This window comes from Clostridium ljungdahlii DSM 13528, from assembly GCF_000143685.1.
GTDB classification, from domain to species: domain Bacteria; phylum Bacillota; class Clostridia; order Clostridiales; family Clostridiaceae; genus Clostridium_B; species Clostridium_B ljungdahlii.
In genome coordinates this window covers 2136451-2156311 of sequence record NC_014328.1, presented here as the reverse complement: position 1 = coordinate 2156311, position 19861 = coordinate 2136451, and the positions used below count along the sequence as shown (strand labels likewise).

Annotated in this window: 15 protein-coding genes; 4 read left to right on the top strand and 11 right to left on the bottom strand. The window is 30.0% G+C overall.

Annotation, left to right across the window (positions count from 1 at the left end; all coding sequences use genetic code 11):
- The first annotated feature begins 103 nt into the window (after positions 1 to 103).
- Positions 104 to 1369: an L-cysteine desulfidase family protein gene (locus tag CLJU_RS09740; protein WP_023161661.1), complete on the top strand. Its 1266-nt coding sequence runs from the start codon at positions 104 to 106 to the stop codon at positions 1367 to 1369.
- A gap of 381 nt (positions 1370 to 1750) precedes the next feature.
- Positions 1751 to 3079: a glycosyl hydrolase family 18 protein gene (locus CLJU_RS09735; protein WP_013238640.1), complete on the top strand. Its 1329-nt coding sequence runs from the start codon at positions 1751 to 1753 to the stop codon at positions 3077 to 3079.
- A 352-nt stretch (positions 3080 to 3431) separates the two neighbouring features.
- On the opposite strand, the gene CLJU_RS09730 is transcribed toward CLJU_RS09735, so the two are convergent.
- The 7 genes from CLJU_RS09730 to CLJU_RS09700 form a co-directional block, all read right to left on the bottom strand.
- The gene (locus CLJU_RS09730; RefSeq protein ID WP_013238639.1) at positions 3432 to 3899 is read right to left on the bottom strand and encodes a VOC family protein; all 468 of its coding nucleotides are present in this window, start codon (positions 3897 to 3899) and stop codon (positions 3432 to 3434) included.
- A 48-nt stretch (positions 3900 to 3947) separates the two neighbouring features.
- Entirely contained in the window at positions 3948 to 4799 is an 852-nt protein-coding gene (locus CLJU_RS09725; protein WP_013238638.1) for a helix-turn-helix domain-containing protein, read from the bottom strand.
- A 21-nt stretch (positions 4800 to 4820) separates the two neighbouring features.
- Positions 4821 to 5378 (bottom strand): prolyl-tRNA synthetase associated domain-containing protein, encoded by a 558-nt coding sequence (locus tag CLJU_RS09720; RefSeq protein ID WP_013238637.1) that lies wholly within the window; start codon positions 5376 to 5378, stop codon positions 4821 to 4823.
- A 39-nt stretch (positions 5379 to 5417) separates the two neighbouring features.
- The gene (locus tag CLJU_RS09715; RefSeq protein ID WP_013238636.1) at positions 5418 to 6851 is read right to left on the bottom strand and encodes a sensor histidine kinase; all 1434 of its coding nucleotides are present in this window, start codon (positions 6849 to 6851) and stop codon (positions 5418 to 5420) included.
- Positions 6852 to 7505, bottom strand: a complete 654-nt coding sequence (locus CLJU_RS09710; protein WP_013238635.1) for a response regulator transcription factor — start codon at positions 7503 to 7505, stop codon at positions 6852 to 6854.
- A gap of 205 nt (positions 7506 to 7710) precedes the next feature.
- Positions 7711 to 8532, bottom strand: coding sequence for a hypothetical protein (locus CLJU_RS09705; RefSeq protein WP_023161658.1), 822 nt, complete (start codon positions 8530 to 8532; stop codon positions 7711 to 7713).
- A gap of 164 nt (positions 8533 to 8696) precedes the next feature.
- Positions 8697 to 9572 (bottom strand): LysR family transcriptional regulator, encoded by an 876-nt coding sequence (locus tag CLJU_RS09700; RefSeq protein WP_013238633.1) that lies wholly within the window; start codon positions 9570 to 9572, stop codon positions 8697 to 8699.
- 213 nt (positions 9573 to 9785) lie between these two features.
- Between CLJU_RS09700 and CLJU_RS09695 the strand changes: the two genes are divergently transcribed.
- Positions 9786 to 11030, top strand: a complete 1245-nt coding sequence (locus tag CLJU_RS09695) for an APC family permease (protein ID WP_013238632.1) — start codon at positions 9786 to 9788, stop codon at positions 11028 to 11030.
- Positions 11031 to 11543: 513 nt separating this feature from the next.
- On the opposite strand, the gene htpG is transcribed toward CLJU_RS09695, so the two are convergent.
- The 4 genes from htpG to CLJU_RS09675 form a co-directional block, all read right to left on the bottom strand.
- Positions 11544 to 13418 (bottom strand): molecular chaperone HtpG, encoded by a 1875-nt coding sequence (gene htpG / locus CLJU_RS09690; protein ID WP_013238631.1) that lies wholly within the window; start codon positions 13416 to 13418, stop codon positions 11544 to 11546.
- 413 nt (positions 13419 to 13831) lie between these two features.
- Positions 13832 to 15589: a hybrid sensor histidine kinase/response regulator gene (locus CLJU_RS09685; protein WP_041705400.1), complete on the bottom strand. Its 1758-nt coding sequence runs from the start codon at positions 15587 to 15589 to the stop codon at positions 13832 to 13834.
- Between the two features lie 72 nt (positions 15590 to 15661).
- A complete protein-coding gene (locus tag CLJU_RS09680; RefSeq protein WP_013238629.1) occupies positions 15662 to 17008 on the bottom strand; it encodes an FIST signal transduction protein in 1347 nt (448 codons plus the stop codon).
- A gap of 83 nt (positions 17009 to 17091) precedes the next feature.
- Positions 17092 to 18330 carry an MFS transporter gene (locus CLJU_RS09675; protein ID WP_013238628.1) on the bottom strand — a complete coding sequence of 413 codons (1239 nt, stop codon included), beginning with the start codon at positions 18328 to 18330 and terminating at the stop codon, positions 17092 to 17094.
- A 389-nt stretch (positions 18331 to 18719) separates the two neighbouring features.
- Here CLJU_RS09675 and CLJU_RS09670 point away from each other — a divergent pair, with 389 nt between their 5' ends.
- The gene (locus CLJU_RS09670) at positions 18720 to 19799 is read left to right on the top strand and encodes a DUF5667 domain-containing protein (RefSeq protein ID WP_013238627.1); all 1080 of its coding nucleotides are present in this window, start codon (positions 18720 to 18722) and stop codon (positions 19797 to 19799) included.
- The last annotated feature ends 62 nt before the right edge of the window (positions 19800 to 19861 follow it).

The following is a 19861-nucleotide window of genomic DNA, read 5'->3' as shown; positions in this document are numbered from 1 at the left end:
CTAAAGTATAAATTTGCATAACATAGAAATATTGTTTACTGCTGTTATAAATATATTACATATTCTTATAGTCATATTATCTAGTAACAAAGGGGGCTTTTTGATGGATAAAATCCAATATGACAATTACGTTAAAATATTAAAAGAAGAGTTAATTCCAGCTATAGGATGTACAGAACCAATTGCTATTGCATTTACAGCTGCAAAAGCAAGAGAAGTTCTTGGACAAATGCCAGAAAAAATAGTTATTTGCTGTAGTGGCAATATTATTAAAAATGTAAAGGGAGTTATTGTACCTAATTCCGGTGGAGAAAAGGGTGTGGAAGCTGCAGCTATTTTAGGTGTCGTAGCAGGAAAAGCAAATTTGGAACTCCAAGTTATCAGTGAAGTGAAGCAAGAAGACATCGATAAAGCTAAGGCATTACGCAAAAAGGGAATCTGCATCTGTAAACTAGAAGAAGGAGAAGAAAATCTTTTTATCCGTGCAGAATTAACGGCTGGACATAATATGTCAGCTGTAGAAGTCAGAACAAAACATAACCACATTGCCAAGATCCAAAAAAATGGTGAAGTAATATTTGAACAACCTGACATAGTAACTAAACAATCTGGAGATAAATCAAAGCTCAACATCAAAGACATACTTCAGTTTGCCAATGAAGTAAACTTGAATGATGTACGAGATATTATTAGTAGACAAATTAAATATAATTCTGCCATATCAAAAGAAGGCTTGACTCATAATTGGGGTGCTCAAGTTGGACAAACTCTTATAAAATTTGGTAGTAATGATATACGTACCAAGGCAAAAGCAGCTGCCGCAGCAGGTTCTGATGCAAGAATGAATGGATGTGCCCTTCCCGTAGTCATTAACTCGGGAAGTGGTAACCAAGGAATCACCTGTACTATGCCAGTTTTAGTTTATGCTAAAGAAATGGGTGTGGATGAAGATATCCTTTACAGAGCTCTTGTTTTAACTAACCTTATATCCCTACATCAAAAACGTTATATAGGAAATTTATCTGCTTACTGTGGAGCTGTGTCAGCAGGGACAGCTGCAGCTTGCGGTATTGCTTATTTAAATGGTGGTGATTATGATACAATTGGAAAAACCATAATCAATTCTATTGGCACTGTTGGTGGTATTGTATGCGATGGAGCCAAAGCTTCCTGTGCAGCAAAAATTTCTAGTTCAGTAGATGCTGGTTTAATGGGATATGAAATGGCAAAACATGGTTTAGTATTTCCATTTGGTGAAGGACTTGTGGAAAAGGATTATGAAAAAACAATTCAGAATATCGGTCGTGTGGGACATCAAGGCATGAAATCAACTGACGTAGAAATTCTTAATATTATGATAGGTAAATAACCTCTTTTTATCTAAACTTAGCGTAAGAAACCAAACTCCAAAGAGAAAGCGACTATCACCAGATCACAGATTTGATGATAGTCGCTTTTCCTACTAAGTAAAATTCATTAATAATTTTTGAGAATGAGTTACACTGTACGCGATTAAATCATAAATATTACCTATAATAGTATCCGACACTTTGTTAAAAACTCCTTCTCCTCCTTGATTTTCTGAAAATATCTTTAAAATATTATAAGATTTTATGACTTTAGTCCCTACATCAATGTGACTATAGAAATCTATTTATATACAAAAAAAGGCTTTATAATTAGATCATCAAAGGAGAGAAATATTAGATTTGCCAACCTAATTCAATAACAAATTTAAGGAGGGGTACAAATGACAGTTAAAAAAAGCTTTTTGATATTTATTACAGCAATTATTTTCTTAATTTCCAACATACAATTTGCTGCAGCAAAAAACAATGGTTCTCCACCACCAGCTCCAACAGGATTAACTATTTCTAATATTAGTACAAGCTCTCTTACATTGAGTTGGTCTTCAGTATATGGTGCATCCGGATATTATGTTTATATGGCTTCACCAAATGATGCTAACTATACCAAAATTGCCACTGTTACTAGTACAAAATTAATAAAGTCCGGACTAACTTCTAATACTAATTATTGGTTTTATGTCACAGCTTATAATCGCTATGGTACTTCAGCAAGTTCAATTCATGTAACTGCTAATACACTGCAAATTCCTATAATACCAACTACAACTAAAAAGCAAGTTTTAGGTTTTACAACCTATTATTATTCGGGAGATCCATCCTCTTACAATTCAATAGCAGCTAATACTTCAACTATTGATGAAATAGCTACACAAACCTATACTACAGATAGTCTTGGCAATATTTCAGGATTAGTTCCAACTAACCAAATTAGCTATGCAAACAGCAATGGAATTAAAACCTATGCAATGCTTCAAAATAATTTTGATGGCAATATTTCAAAATCAGTACTAGAAAATCAAACAAACAGACAAAATTTAGAAAGCAATCTTTTAAATGCAATAAAAGTAAATGGCTACAAAGGCGTAAATGTAGATCTTGAAGGAGTTTTCTATTATGATAGAAACTACTACACAACTTTTGTACAAGAACTTTACAACTTGTTAACTCCACAAGGTTTTTCAGTAACCCTTTCAGTACCAGCTAAAACAAGTGATAGTACAACAAATACTTGGAGCGGAGCATACGATTATGCTGCACTGGCAAAGTATTCTGATCAAATAGCTATAATGACCTATGATGAACACTATCCTGGTGGAACAGCAGGTCCAATTGCCTCTATATCTTGGGTTGAAAATGTAGTTAAATATGCAATTACCGTAATTCCAAGAGAAAAAATTATGTTAGGTGTTGCAGCTTATGGATACGATTGGTCATCAAATGGTACAAAAGCTTACGGAATAAATGGCATGTACAATATTGCAGCTACAAACAATGCGGCTGTACTGTGGGATGATATATCAAAATCACCATATTTTAATTACACAGATACTTCTGGTATAGCTCACTCAGATTGGTTTGAAAATGGCCAGAGTTTAGGATATAAATTAGATTTAGTTAATTCCTATAATTTAAATGGCATTGCTATTTGGAGATTGGGGCTTGAAAACGCAGACTATTGGACAAGCATAAAAACAAAATTTAACAGATAAAATTATCATATAATGATATTTTCACTACCATAAATTATTTGATTAACTTTTATAGATGACATTTGACAGAGAACAATGAAGGTGAGTTTTCCTCCTTACATCAGAAAACTAATTTATTTTTAAGCCATGTTTTGCTAATGCAAAACATGGCTTAAGCAGGTCCTAAAATCTGTGATTTTCAGATAATTGCTTGCTCAGAAAGTACTTCTTAGAAACAAAAAACGTGAGTTTCTTTTAAATTGAATATTTTTCTTAGCATAGCGGAGAAAAATAATCCTTCACTGTCCTCTCAAAAATATTGCTTCGTAATCTTTTTACACTAAGTCATATCTTTGTATGTGTGAAAATTAAATTATTTACATTCTTCTAATTGCCTTATATAATCAATAGGAAACTGGGTACGCTTAGCTGTTTCTTCAGGTGTCAAACCTTCATTTAAAAATCGCTTTATAACACTTACCATGCTTTCTCCAACTTCAATAATATGTTTATCGGGATCATAAAACCTGATGACTCTCTGCCCCCACGGATATTCTTTAACATCATGAATATACTCTATATTATCGAAATTCTTTAACCTTTCCACAAATTCATTTAAGTCCTCTTCTTCAAAATAGAGTTCAAAATTATTTGACTTACTGGCAACTTTGTTTTTATTTATATCAATAAGCTCTGCAAAACCTTTTTGTATTGCAAAACTATTTTCAAAAGTAACATTTGCTCCAAAGTCCATGGTTACCTTCTGATTAAGTACTTTTTCATAAAATTTTCTTGAAATCTCAATATCACTAACAGCTATAAGTGGACATACAAATTTCATTTCTAACATCTCCTATTTATATACTTTTCTAACATTGTTTATTATATATCAATATTTAAAAAGTTCATTGTAAAAATCAGACATGTTTTTGAAAAATTCTTTAGGAGAAACTCCACATATTTGCTTAAAATCATGTATAAAATGTGATTGATCAAAATAGCCAAAAATTTGAGATGCATTTATGTAACTTTTATTCTCAGCTTTTTTTAACATATTTATTGAATAATTTATCCTAGAAATTCTTAAAAGCATTTTTGGATTTATCCCAATATACTCATTAAACAATCTATTTAAATGACGCTGGCTTACATATTCACTTGATGATAATTCTTTTACTGTTAGCACTCCATTTGCAACTTTAATTTTCTCTAAGCTAGATCTCATAACTGCATGCTGCTTATTATTTTTCTCTACCGCTTCCAAAAAAATCCTATTCACCATTGAAACCATATCATCTGCATTATTTGCAATCTCGGCAGCATGATTTAATGAATCATACAAACACTTGTCAACTTCATCTACTTGTGTTTGAATATCACATAATTCTGATTGTTTTATCCCAGTAATAGCATGCAGTCCTCCAGGTACAAACTCAATGAAAAATCTTATTTTTTTTAAGTTCACATCATTTTTTACTATAACCGTCTTCGTTGTTGCTCCCCAAAGGCTTAATAAAAAATCACTATTTTCATAAGTATATATAATACAACCACTGCAGTCAGGTATTAAAGTTAAATCACCAATATTATCGCTGCACCTTCCCATTTCTTTTGGATTGGGAAATAATATAGTATAGTGTGCAATATATTTTCTAAGTAGAGGATGAGGTTCTATGTATATGTAATTAGGTGTTTCTTTTATTTTTAAATGCTTCTTTACTGAAATATCATTAAAGAACAAATCTATTCCTCCTATGTAAAACTATTCTCCTATTAATTTCACATATGTTGGAACATGTCCTGTATATGGAAGAAACTTATCTATAATATATTTGGTCTCAATCTTAAGACTTGAAGTATTAATACAAGGATGACATCCCACATATTCTTCTCTTATTACATCCTCATCTATCAAAAGTTTTACGTTATGTTCTGCATCATTCATAAGTCCCATAACACTCACAGATCCTGGCGTGATATCAAGATACTTTTCCATATACTCCGCTGGTGCAAATGACAAACGGGAAGATTGAATCTGATTAGACAATTCTTTTGTCTTGAACTTTTTATCACCAGGCATCATAAGCAAATAAAATTGAGTTTTTTGGCTATTACATAAAAATAAATTTTTGCAAATAGTAATGCCCAAAAGCCTTTCTACATCATAACAGTCCTCAATGCTTGCTGTTACATCATGATCTATACGACTATAAGGAATATCTAGCTTCTCCAGTAAATCATAAACTGCCATCTCCTTGGATAATCGAGAACCTGATGGTTTTGTAGTATAAATAGTTGGATCAATATGTATCTTTGTCATTAGTTAAACCTCTCTTTCTTAAACATGGTTTTATAAGTATCAAAAATTCTTATAAAAAATTACCTTTATTGCGGTACCCTCTCCAACCTTACTTTCTATATCAATCCTAGCATTATGAATTTTAGCAATTTCCACACACAAAGAGAGTCCAAGCCCTACACCATTACTAGCCCTTGCCCTGGATTTGTCCACCATAAAAAATGGTTTCATTACCTTTGATATGTCCTCTTCTGGAATACCAATTCCGCTGTCCTTAACTTCCAATATTATATTAGAAGCATCATATTTATATGCCTTTAAGTATATTTTATCACCAATTTGAGATGCTTTAACGGCATTATCAACAAAATTAGTTATCATCACCGTCATTAACTCTTTATCCATCGATAAATTTAAATCTTCAGCTAAAATTTCTAAATGAATATTTTTCTTCTCCAATTTTGGCTGCATGGAATCTTTAATTTCAACTAGAAGCTTAAGAACATTTTCACTTTTCATTTTAAAATCTTTTTTTCTTAAAATAATTAAATCCATTAATTTGAAGGCTAATTTTTCTAATCTCTTGCCTTCGCTGTATATATAACTTAAGGAATTTATAAAGGTTTCCTCATCATACTTAGTAGTTCTAAGAAAATCAGCATAACCTATTATAGAAGTTAATGGCGTTCTAAGCTCATGAGCAAGATTATCAATAAATCTCTGCTTATCCTCTGAAACCATCTCTAGTTCATTTATTTTATCCTCCACAACATCTGCCATATCATTAAAATTTTTTGATAATAATCCAATCTCATCATCTGATATTACCTTTACTCTTTCACTAAAGTTTCCAGCAGCTATTTTTTGAGTGGTTTTAATTAATTTATTTATAGGATTTACTATAAACTTACTTAATGCTATGGTTACTATAATTAAAATTATACAAACAAATATATTTAATTTTAAAAGAAGATTCAACAAATATTTCTTATTTTCATAAATACTTGAAACATCTTTAACATAAGAAATTTTATAGTAATTATTGTCTAAATTTATTTTTTTAGTTATAAATAAATAGTTTTTTTCATCAATATCACGTATTATATACTTCACTTTATTAAGCTGAACATTAAGTTCCTCTCTTTTATCTGATATATTCATGCTTAAATTAGTAAAAATAACTTTATTGTTATTATCTATTACCTCAATATATATATCCTGTTTTCCAAAATTATTTAAATATGTACTAATCATTGAATCTATACTTTGTTTATCAAGTTCAGTCTTGTAAGAATTAGACTCTTTTTGAATTTTAAATAAAAATAAATTTGATTCTACAAAAGAGCAAAATCTTTGCTGCTCATTTATTCCAGAATCAATTTCTGTATTAAGATTTAGTTTAAAATTACTGTTAATTAAATATATTGATGAAGGAACAAAAAATATTTCAAATATAACCAGTGTGCATAAAAATATCTTTTCCCAGAATTTCATTTAACCCTCCAGCCTGTATCCTAATTTAAATACAGTTTTAATTTTATCCTTCCACTGAAGTTTTTTTCGCAACTTTTGTATATGGTTGTCTATAGTCCTGGTTTCCCCAACATAGTCATATCCCCAAATTTTTTCTATTAACTTTTCTCTGGTTAATACAACATTTTTATTTTGTACTAAAAACACTAATAATTCAAATTCCTTTAAAGTAAGCTCTACAGCTTCACCTGCTTTCCTAGCTGTCATTTCCCTTAAATTTATCTCTACATCTTCAAAATTTATTACATTAGTATTTTTATTATAATGTCTAAGCACATTATCAATTCTAGCTAATAATTCAATACCTTCAAAAGGTTTTGTTATATAATCATCAGCCCCAGCTCTAAGACCATATACCTTATCTGTGACAGAGGTTTTAGCAGTTAAAAATATAACTGGAATTCCTAGAGGCTTTATCTTTTCTAATAATGTAAAGCCATCAATTTTTGGAAGCATAACATCTAAAAGTATTAAGTCAAAGCTATCATTTTCAATTTCCTCTAAAGCATCTTCTCCATTAAAAGCTGTTTTACACTCATAATTTGACATATTCAAATTCAGCTTTATTAAGTTCGATATTGGAAGCTCATCCTCAACAACTAATATTTTTATCATTACATGATTGTCCTCCTGATCATTTAGATTTTTCAATATACCCAATTACTTTTTAGTTTCATAGTAATTTAATATTTTACCTAAATGAAAATAATCAGATTGAATAAAATCTATCTGACTATTTCCATTTTAGATTTATACAAAGTTACATTTCTTGGCTCAATAATAACCAGCAATTTTCATGTGCTGTTAAGAATTTTATTTACTAATTAATTTTAATTTGTCTAATTTGGTTATTAAGGTCCTTTTTCATAGAAGGCAAAAGCTTAATACTCTGTAGAGTATAATCTACTACAGAATAATCCTTAAGATTTATTTCAAATTCGGCATCTCTTCCGTCATCTAGCTCACATCTTACTAATAGCCTGCCAAAGTTAATATTTTTATCAACTTTTATAGTATTACCTTTAATTTTCTTTCCTATTTTTTTACAGAAGTTTAAAGTTGTATGTTTAATTCTATTATCAACAATTGCAGGCTTAAAATCCCTGTCCGAGTCATTTTCAGCTCTTACACCTACTATTTCACCTGTTTTTTCATCTATAGAAACAGAATAGTTACACATCTTATTTTCATCATAATTTTTAGGAGTGAAAAGAATATATATCATTCTCTGATCTTTTGCTTTAGCCATATTTTCTGCCTCTACTTTTGCATCTTCTGGATGTTCTTTTGAGTATTTTTCCCTTATTTCTTCAAATTTTTTTTCACCCTCTGAACCTTCTTTTTCGTCTTTCTTATTTAATTGTTGTGTTTCTTTTGCAATATCAGCTGATCTGTCTACTTTAATTTGTGAAAAATAGTTTGCATCTTTTCCCATGTAATTTTTCATTGCTTCTGCAGCTATTTTAATTGCCTCTTCATCATTCATAGTTCCCTGCTTTAAAGCATTACTATTACTCTTATTTTCTGCTGCTGCAACTACATTTTTAGTAGTATCCATTTTTTCACTTGCATAGGTAATTCCTGAAGCACCTCCTACTACTAATAATGTTAAAGCCCAAACTAATATTTTTTTTCTATTCATAATAAATACCTCCAAAATTGTATTTAGCTGTTTAGCATGCCAAAACATCTTTACTACAATATAAAGTATATATTAGAGATATGTAAAAACCATCCTTCACTTGTCTCCAAGTTGTAAAATCTATGAACAATTTACCATTGGATTTAGCACTATTATAACACAAATTAACCTCTAGCTTCTGATATAAATGCCCTCATTGCAGCTGTTACCCATTTATTCTTGTGATATAGTATTTGTGTCATCATATTAAATTTACAACCATCCAAATCAAACCCAATAAGTTCACCATTTTCAAGCTCCTTTTCTACAGTCATAACAGGAAGCAGGGTTATTCCAAGATTGCTTATGGTAAAGCTCTTAATTGCCTCAATACTTCCAACTTCCAAGGCTATATTAGGTTTTAAACCTGATTTTTGAAACATTTTCTCAAAAATATTTCTATAGCTGCACCCTTTTTCCGTTACAATTAAAGGCTCATCTTTAATGTCTTCCATTGTAACTTGTCTTTTACCAGCAAGCCTATTTACTGGAGACGTTAAAAATATCATTGGTTCATTATAAGATACACAGGATATCAAATCTGGGTCAACAATTGGTTTATCCAAAATAAATGCCAAATCAACTATATTGTTTTTAAGCATACTTCGCAAATCTGAACAAACACCTACTTTAATTATCACTTCCACTTCAGGATATTTCATATGATATTTTTTAAGCAGTTCTGGGAGTCTCATAGTGCATAGGGATTCAACAATTCCTATTTTTAGAATTCCACAGGGAACATCTATTTCACTTACTGCCTCTTTAGCTTCCTCTGTAAGGTTTATTATATTTTCTGCATATTTAAGAAGCACTTCACCCTTTGAAGTAAGGTGTATTTTTCTTCCAACCCTTTCAAAAAGTTTTACACCAAGTTGTTCCTCTAAAAGTTGAATTTGGGTCGTAATAGTAGACTGGGCATATCCCAATTCCTCTGCTGCCTTAGTATAACTTTTTAAATGTGCAATTTCAGAAAATGTTCTTAGATTTCTAAATTCCATATCATACCTCCACTTACTTCAATAAAACTGAACTGTACTTTCAAATAATTCAATTTTATTAATAGTTAATCTTATGCTACTATGAATCTATTGGAAATTCAATGAATTTTTTAAGGTAAGCTTTTGCAAAAGTATACTGGTTTTAATTGTTCAATTATGGCGCGTCTTTGAATCTATTATTTAAAATAATATTATACTATTAGGAGAAAACTTATGAGCAAAAATAAAAACATTGGAACAATAACACTTTGTGGTCTTATAGTAGGCCCGGTGCTAGGATCAGGAATAGTTCTGTTACCACCTCTTGCCTACAAGCTAATTGGAAAATGGGCAATACCAGCCTGGATTATAATAATGCTGCTTGGCATTATATTTGCCTATGTTTTTGTATTTCTAAGCTTGAAAAGTCCTGGAAATGAAGGCGTTGCAATCGCTATTGGAAATGTATTTGGGAATTTTTTTCGAGAACTGACTTCAAACTTTCTTACATCTGCAGTTTGTTTTGGCCCCACAGCAGTTTTAATTACAGCTGCAAACTTTTTAAAAAGCTTTAACATATTCTCAAATATTAAAGTTGAAATGATTGCATTTGGAATGGAAATTATATGTGCCCTAATTCTTATATGCGGTGTAAAAACTCTGGCAAAATTCACTTTAATTTTAACAGGACTCACAGCTGCACTATTATTTTGTGGAAGCATATATACCTTGATTTTTGCTTCAAATGTACATGCACCTGAAACATCATTTTCTTTTTCTAAGTTTGGATATACCCTTTTACTTTTATTTTGGGCAATCATAGGATGGGAAATCATAGGGAACTATATAGAAGACATAGAAAATCCAAAAATTACACTTATAAAAGCAATGACAGTAAGCCTTATAGTTATTATAAGCTTATATATTACTGTTGCACTTTCCGTACAAAATGTATCTTCAAGCAGTCATGATATACTGACAATCATGACCCCACTATTTGGTTCATTTTCTCTGCCTATAATTGCTCTTGCTGCATCAGGACTGTGTATGTGTACTTATCTTATGATAGTTGGAGGAGTTTCAAGAATGAGTGCAAAGCGTGCTGCAAACAATAAACTGCCCTTTTATCTCTCATATGTAAACAAAAACGGAAGTCCCATCAATGCCATAATAACACTTGTATGTATACATCTTGTAGTTTTATCTCTAACAGTTGCAAATTTTTTAAGTCTGGACAAGATTATAACCTGTGCTAACGTATTTTTTCTATCCAATGCAATAGTTGGTTTAGCTGCAGGATTTAAATTACTTCACAACATTAAACTCAAAATTGCAATTTCAATACTCATTGTATCATTTACACTATTGTTATTTAAAGCAGCCTTATGGAGTATTTCACTTTTAATTATAGTTGTGCTTTTATCTATATATAACAACAAAAGACTTAACAAGGAGAAAATCCCTAGTTCCTGCGGTTAAAATACAATTAACTCAACTTTCACACATATAAAATTTTGACTTAATATAAAAAACTTGCAAAGCAAAGCTTCGCAAGTTAAGAATTAATAATGGAAAATTAATAGTGAAGGATCATTTTTAGCTATCGCAAAAAATCTTTAAATTTACATAAGTTAGCAATGCCTCGCTTTAACGAAACAAATGGTAAAAAGCTTAATCAAAGATTTTTTATAGTGTAACGGAAAAAAATCCACATTAACTATTAATTCTTCATTCTTAACTATTAATTAGAAATAAACTTATACGTAGATATATTTTTACAATAAACAAGCACATTTAAATATTTTGTACATAAGTCTTAGTGGAAAATTTATAAAAAGGCTTAGATCTTTTGAATTGTTTGAGGTACGAGTTTTCAAAAGATCTTAGACTTTTTTAATTTTTTACTTAGACTTATCAATATATTTAACGTGACTTGTGATTGTAAAAAATATCCGGAGGATAAGTTTATTTTTTGATTAGGAATTTTATACTTTATTTAATCAAACTGCAAACATCATTTGCAAATTCCACAGGATCATCTACAGGCAGTCCTTCAATCATAAGTGCCTGATTATATAATACATTTGAAAGCATTTTAAGTTTATCTTTATCATTTTCAAATGCATCTTTTATTGATTTAAACATTTTATGATTTGTATTTATCTCTAAAATTTTATCTGCTTTTACATTTTGATTGTTTGGCATTGTATTAAGCACTTTTTCCATATCAATTGACAATTCACCACCATTTGCAAGACAAACAGGATGGGTCTTTAATCTGTTTGATGCCCTAACTTCTTTAACTTTTCCATTTAATGTTTCTTTCATGAAATCAAACAGTTCTTTATTTTCCTTTGTTTCCTTTTCACTTTCCTTGTCATCAGATTCAAATCCTAAATCTTTGCTTGAAACAGATTTAAATTCCTTTTCCTTGTATTTCATAAGCATCTTAATTGCAAATTCGTCAACTTCATCTGTAAAGTACAATATTTCATATCCTTTATCCTTAACGACTTCAGTTTGTGGTAATTTTTCAATTTTATCTATGTTTTCACCAGTTGCATAGTATATAAACTTCTGGTCTTCCTTCATACGAGAAACATATTCATCAAGGCTTACAAGCTTTTTCTCTGTAGAAGAATAGAACATGAGTAAATCTTGAAGTACCTCTTTATTACTTCCAAAATCAGCATAAACACCATATTTAAGCTGTTTTCCAAAGTTTTTATAAAACTCATCATACTTTTCTCTATCATTTTTCTGCATTAATAAAAGTTCACTTTTAATTTTTTCCTTTATCTTTTTTGCAATAAATTTAAGCTGTCTATCATGCTGCAAAAGTTCTCTTGAAATATTAAGTGAAAGATCTGCTGAATCAACTAATCCCTGTACAAAGCTAAAGTAATCTGGTAAAAGATCTCCACATTTCTCCATTATGAGAACGCCATTTGAATAAAGTTCCAATCCCTTTTCGAATTCCTTAGTATAGAAATCAAAAGGTGCTCTAGCTGGAATAAAAAGTAAGGTATTATAACTTACAACACCTTCAACACTCGAATGGATTACCTTAAGAGGTTTTTCATATCCAAAATGTTTATCCATGTAGAACTGATTATAATCTTCAGGCTTCAATTCATTTTTATTTTTTCTCCAAATTGGAACCATACTATTTAAAGTTTCATCTTCAAAATAGTCTTCATGTTCATCCTTACTGCCTTCTTTTAGTTTGCTTTTCTTTACCATCATTTTAATTGGATACTTTATAAAATCAGAGTATTTTTTAATTAATGATCTTATTTTATATTCATCTAAAAATTCGTCGTACTTTTCGTCATCAGTACTTTCTTTAATTTTCAATGTAATTTCAGTTCCAACTTCATTTTTTTCACAAGGCTCAATTGTATACCCTTCTACGCCCTTTGATTCCCATTTGTATGCTTCATCTGAATTCAAGGCACGGCTTTTTACAGTAACTAAATCTGACACCATAAAAGCAGAGTAAAAGCCAACTCCAAATTGACCTATGATATCTACTCCTTCTTTTGCTTCATTTTCATTTTTAAATGTAAAGGAACCACTTTTTGCAATAGTACCTAGATTATTTTCAAGTTCATCTTTTGTCATACCTATACCAGTATCAGTAATAGTAAGGGTTTTGTTTTCTTTATCTGCTGCAATTCTAATATAAAAGTCTTCTTTATTAAAGCTAACATTTTCATCAACTAGTGAACGATAATAACTTTTATCAATTGCATCACTGGCATTTGATATAAGTTCCCTCAAAAATATTTCCTTATTTGTGTAAATAGAATTAATCATTAAATTAAGTAATCTTTTGGATTCAGCCTTAAATTGTTTTGTAGCCATTTTATCATTTCCTTTCATCTAAATAAAAACGTTTGTTATATTTAATAAACAGAGTTCTTAGCATCAGATGGAGTTTTAACTCCATCTGATGCTTAAAAATCGTTATCCAGGGACGTAGCTACTCTTTACTCCCACTTGTAGAAGTGGAAGTAAAGAGTAGGTAGTCATCGGATAAAATCAATTTAAGAAAGCCTCGCTTATAAATGTAAGTTAGCGCGGCTATTTAACAGTAATCAAGCCGTCCTTACTACTTCCTTCTGTTTCGAATAAATAAGTATTAATCGGAACATAAAAACGCCTCTTTAAATTATTTTTATTAGCACTCATAATAACTGAGTGCTAATTTTATTTTAGCAATTATTTCTTCTTTGTCAATATGTTTTTATAAATTTCCCTAAAAACAACCTTTCAAATTAATTATATATATCAGAAAACTCTAAATTGATTTTTTCAATATAATTTTTCCTCAAACCATATTCGTTCTTGCTAGAAGTTTTACCATCTACTAATTTACATGGAATATGAATGATAAATTCGCTGCCATAACCTTCCTTACTTTTTACTGATATAGTTCCACCGTGTAATTCTACTAAAGCTTTTACTAGTGAAAGTCCTATTCCACTTCCTTCATTCTCTCTTGCAAGAGATTTATCAACTTGTACAAAGCGTTCAAATATAGAATTTAACTTTTCTTTGGGAATACCCTTGCCTGTATCTTTTACCTTTATAGAAATACTTTTATTGCCATCTTCTACATTAACCATAATATTCCCACCACGTGGAGTAAATTTTATAGCATTTGATAACAAATTCAACAAAATTCTCTCTATTTCTTCCGGATCACAGGCTATAATTTTTTCTTCCACATCCGTATCAAATACTATAGATAATCCTTTACTTTTTATATAATCAGCTATAGAAAGAGTCGTATCTTCTACAAGACTTACTATATTATAATTAACTTCATCTATATTAAAGTACCCCGAATCTATCTTCGTTATGTCAATTAAATTGTTTACCAACCTTAAAAGGCGATAGCAATTTTGTTCCATTATTTTTATATATTTGTATCTATCTGAACATGAATTCTCACAGATACATTCCTTTAACTTAAGTTTGTACACCTGTATGGCTGAAAAAATAAGATTAATAGGAGTCCTGAGTTCATGAGAAATATTGGCAAAAAAGTCCGTTTTCATTCTGTCATACTTTTTGATCTCACTTAGTCTAATTCTCTCTTTTTCTATGTTTTTTTGTAATTGTTCCATACACCTTTTTTCGGTTACATCTACAGCTACTGCTATTAACATATTTCGTTTATCAGTCAACTTTCCAATACATGCTAAGTAAAAATCCCATATCCGTATATTACCATGTTTTGTCTTTACAGAATATTCGCCGCTGTTTTGCTTTTCACTAAAGTTTGATAGCTTGTATATATCTTCTTTAAATACATCTGATATTTCTGCTAATTTAGATGTTGTAGGAATATCGTCAATAGTATATCCTGTAATGTAACTCCACGTTCTATTGATCTTTAATACTTCACCATCTTGTGTATACAACATTACAGGAACTGGAGCTTCTTCTATGGAATAACGAAATTTTCTCTCACTTTCTCTTAAAGCTTCTTCAGTTTTTGTGCGTTCAGTAATTTCTTCTTCCAGCGTAATGTTAAATTCTTTAAGTTCTTCAGTTATATCCTCTAACTGACGCTTTCCTTCATACACTTGTTTTTTCAAATCATCATTGTTTTCTTTCATTTCAAGCTGTATCTCTCTAATCTTTAGCTGATTATCAACTCGTGTAGTAACCTCTTTATAATTAAATGGTACAGTTATATAATCAGAAGCTCCAGCAGCAAATATCTTGTCTTTATTAATAGTTTCATTTTCATCAATGATAAAAATAACAGGAATTTTCTGAAGTTTATAACTAGCCTTTAACCTTCCACATATTTCATATCCATATATATTGCCTATATTAACTTTAAGTAAAATTATGTCCGGTATATTTTCTCTTACAGATTTAAGTCCTAATTCATAACTATAAGCATTCCTAACACAGTATTCTTTCTGTTCAAACATTGCTGTAAGTATTTTAACATTGTAATAGGAATCATCAATAATAAGTACATTAGAATTATTTAAAAGAATTTGCATATTATCCATATCCATGATTTGCTGCCCCATTTCATAAAATTTAATCTGTATATTCTTCTAATTATATAAATAATAATTCTTCTATATATTTGTTTTTGACTTAAAAACCAGCATAGTAGCTGTTTGATTCATGTGCCCTATAAATTCTTCACCATAACAAGAAAATCCAATTGTAGGAATACCTTTAAATATATCTCCATATTGTTCTTCAAGACCTTTTTTCTCCAGTTCACGGGTTCTCTGAACACAGTTAAAATTTATAATTCCATCAATTTTTCCAAATTCACTAATTTTACTTTCAATAGCTTTCTTTGTATCTTCAATAATATTTGTAGACTGAAGTAGTCTAACTTCTGTATCTTCCAATATATTGCAATAAAACAACATACTTGTACCTTTTACTTGCTGAGGACTTCTAACAAACACATCATTTTTCCCTATTACTAATCCAACAGGATTTATCGTAAAATAATTTTGTGCATCTTCAATTGAATGTGCCCCTACAGCATTTGAATAAGCCACAATAGCTGGTTTATTGTTAAATTCAATGACTTCCCTGTTGCTTTCATCCACTTTATTTGCCGTTAATACCGTATCTAAACACTTAAAGCTTTCCGTTTTAATAATGCTAAACTCAGCATTATCACTTATCTTAAGCATTATAATCACTGCTGAATCTGTATATGCCTTTCCATTTGCTAGTATATAGGTTTTTCTAAAATTATAATCATCTCCAGCAGATCCACCAATAAAAAATACATTGGTTCTATTGCCTATCAAATCCATAATATTTTCTTCTTTCTTACTCACACCATCTATTAAAACTATACCAACAAACTTTTTTGTATTCATTGTATATGCACTTTCATTAAAATATTTTTCTAAAGATGTAAAAGCCCTCTCCACATCTAATCCTTGTTTCATATTTTCAATTACTTCAACTTTGGCATCGGAAACAATATTTGAATTAAAAGCCATTGCCACTACAGAATTCTTTAATAACTTTCCACTAACTATTTCACCTGAAGTAGAACATCCCGCTACTAGACAATCTTTAAATGCTTCCTTCATTAAATTACTTAACTTATATTGATCAAATTTAGAAGAAGCAAAAAATATTATAAGTTTGGCATTACAAGGAGCTAGTTTATTTTTAATATCTTCTACTACTTCCTTTTCTAAGGATTTAGTTGAAAAAACTGATTTTATATTTATCCCCTTATATACTGAGTTTTTTACATCCATTTGTTCAACAATTTTAATAAGTTTTTCTATGATAATTGGATCATCATAGGAATTGCTATCAAATTTATTTGGATTGATTCCCTTTAAAATAAATTTAGTTTTAGTCATTTCTGCAATAGCAGGATTCCCTTTAGAACGGTGTTTAATCACATTATCAATAATTTCTTTTATCTTACCAGCCAAGAATAATTCCCCCTTTTATACTTAGTTAATTCTTCGCTAATATTAGATTTTTATGTAGAAATACAAAATTGTTATATAGTATATTAAGACTTAAACATATTTTTTAAATTCAAACTCGAATGGAAATTATGTCTTGCATTGTGAACTATTATACTTAAAACAACTAAAGCTGAAATAAGTAGAAATATAGGTATGAATATGAGGATTGCATTAGTTGAATATTTTATTGAAATCACCCCTCCTAATAAAGGTGCTACTGCAAATCCAGCATTTCCTACAGTTCCCTGGATACCAAACAATAAACCTCTTTTGTCCACAGGAGTATCTTCTGTAGTAATTGACATTATCATAGGTTCCACTCCACCTGTAATAAAAAATACAATACCTAAAACAACTGTAAATAACCATAATTTATTTATATAAACAAGTGGTATTGCAAATACCATACCTAATGTTAGGTATATCATTAATAATTTCATTTTGTCATACTTGTCACCTAGTTTACTTAAAATCAATCCAGACATAGCTGTCATTAAAGCCAAAATCCCATTTATTATACCTGTAATGCCTGATGCTCCTTTTGTTGTAGCTGTAACTTCTTGTACATATATTGGAATATATGGGTTAAACACAGTACGTCCTATTCTTATAAATAAAATAACTAATAGCATTGAGACAGCTGTAACAGTAAAAATAGAAAGTATAGATGTCTTTTCTTTTTTTTCAGTAGAATTAATGCTTTCCTTTACTACCTGCTTTTCTTCCTTTACAACAAATAAAACTAATAGGAAATCAAAAAACATAAGAATACCACCTATTATAAAACTTACACGATATCCAACAAACTCTGCCACTATACCTCCAATTACTGGTCCAATAGATTGTCCAATAAATGTTGATGAAGATAAAAACCCTAATGCATAAGAAATTCTATTTTTAGGTGTATTAGCTGCTACTAAAATTTGAGCTGCAGTAACAGTTCCCGTAAACACACCTTGTAAAAGTCTTAAGATTATAAGTTGATTTACATTAGCAACCATACCTGTTGCCCCAATTATAAACGATGCAAAAAGCATAGCCCTTATAAGCATAAGCTTTCTACCATATTTGTCTGAAATAATCCCCCAAATAGGGCACATAATTGCCATTGTAACAGCTGGTGCTGCATTTAAAATACCAGAATAAAACTTAATGTCATTTGGAGCTGTAATGCCAAGCTGCTGTATATAAAATGGCAAAAAAGGCATACCAAAATTAAAACTCATTATGGACAATATCTGGGAAAACCAAACAGTATAAAGATTTACTTTCCAATGTTTCATTATTATTTATTTCCTGACTTTAAAAAACATAACAAATAGTATAATATATTAATCTAAAAATTATAATGCTTTTTCTATTCGTCAAATATTATCAGGTTTTCACACTTCCTTTCTTTTATGATCATAATTTTTAAGCATATATTGCTTATTATAGCATCAATTATATAGATTTGAAAGTTATGGAATTTAAATTATTTATTTTAGGATTTGTAATATATTTATGCATCACATGTAGATTACCGTAGTAAATCATCTATAACTATTATCTTTTAATTTTTAATTGAAGCCCCCCTAAAACATATTTAACATCCGTATATTTTAGTGAATAGTTAAACGAGATTAATAAAAAAATGTGGTTCAAATTTATATATTTAGGGAGGACTATTAAAATGAAAAAAGTAATGATTTTAGTAACAAGTATAGTGGTAACAATGAGTTTAGGGAGCAGCGTATTTGCTTATGATGCAGCAACTTTAACAGGTCAAGCAGGTATAACACCAGACAGTATTTTATATTCAGCAGATAAAGCTGTAGACAACTTAAAGGTTACATTATCTTCTTCAGAAGAAGATAAAGCTAATACCTTATCTGAAATAGCCGAAGAAAGATTAGGTGAAAGTGAAGTAATGACAAGTGAAGATAAACAAGATCTTGCAAATACAGCCCTTACTGACTACGAAAATACCATGAATGAAGCTCAAACTAAAATTGAAGATGCAGTAGACAAAACTCAAACTTCAGGAGATGAAGATAAACTTAAAGACGTTGAAAACATAGAAAGCAAAATTATTGATAAGCAGAAAAACTCTTTAGCTGTATTATCCAAACTTCAAGATAAACTTCCAGATAAAGCAAAAGCTACAGTGGCAAAAGTTATAGAAATGCAAACAGCAAAAAGAAATGCCTTAATAGCTGTAAAAAAAGAACGTCAAGTTTACAATGATGCTAAAAAACAATATAATGAAGCCAAAGCAGCTCTTGAGACAGCAAAACAATCAGGAGATGAAGCTGCAATTAAAGCTGCAGAAGATTTGCTGCAGCAGAAAAAACTAGCATTAGATACAGAAAAACAAAATCTTGCAAAAGCTGTTGAAGCTAAAAAAGAAACTTCTAAAATAAACGTGGGTAAAGCAACAAAAGAAAATAAAGGCCAGACAAAGAAGGATTCAAAAAATAATAAAACTGCACAAAAAAGTAAAGAACAAACTTCACCGTCACCAACTACCACTACTACAACAAATACTACTACAAACACTGCAGAAACTAGCTCAACTTCCACTGACTCAGCTTCAACTCCAGCAAAATCTACTTCTGTAAATAGTGAAAATACAAAAAAACAAACTTCAACAGCACCAACTATAAAAAACGAGCCTAAAACAGAAGTAACTAACAGTAATAAAGAAAATAAAAAAGATGAAGTAAAGTCAAACAATGGGAATGGTGAAAAAAAGGAAAAATCACAACACTAATTTACTATAAGATTATATAACATGTCAAAAATACCTTAAAAATATTTTTGACATGTTATTTT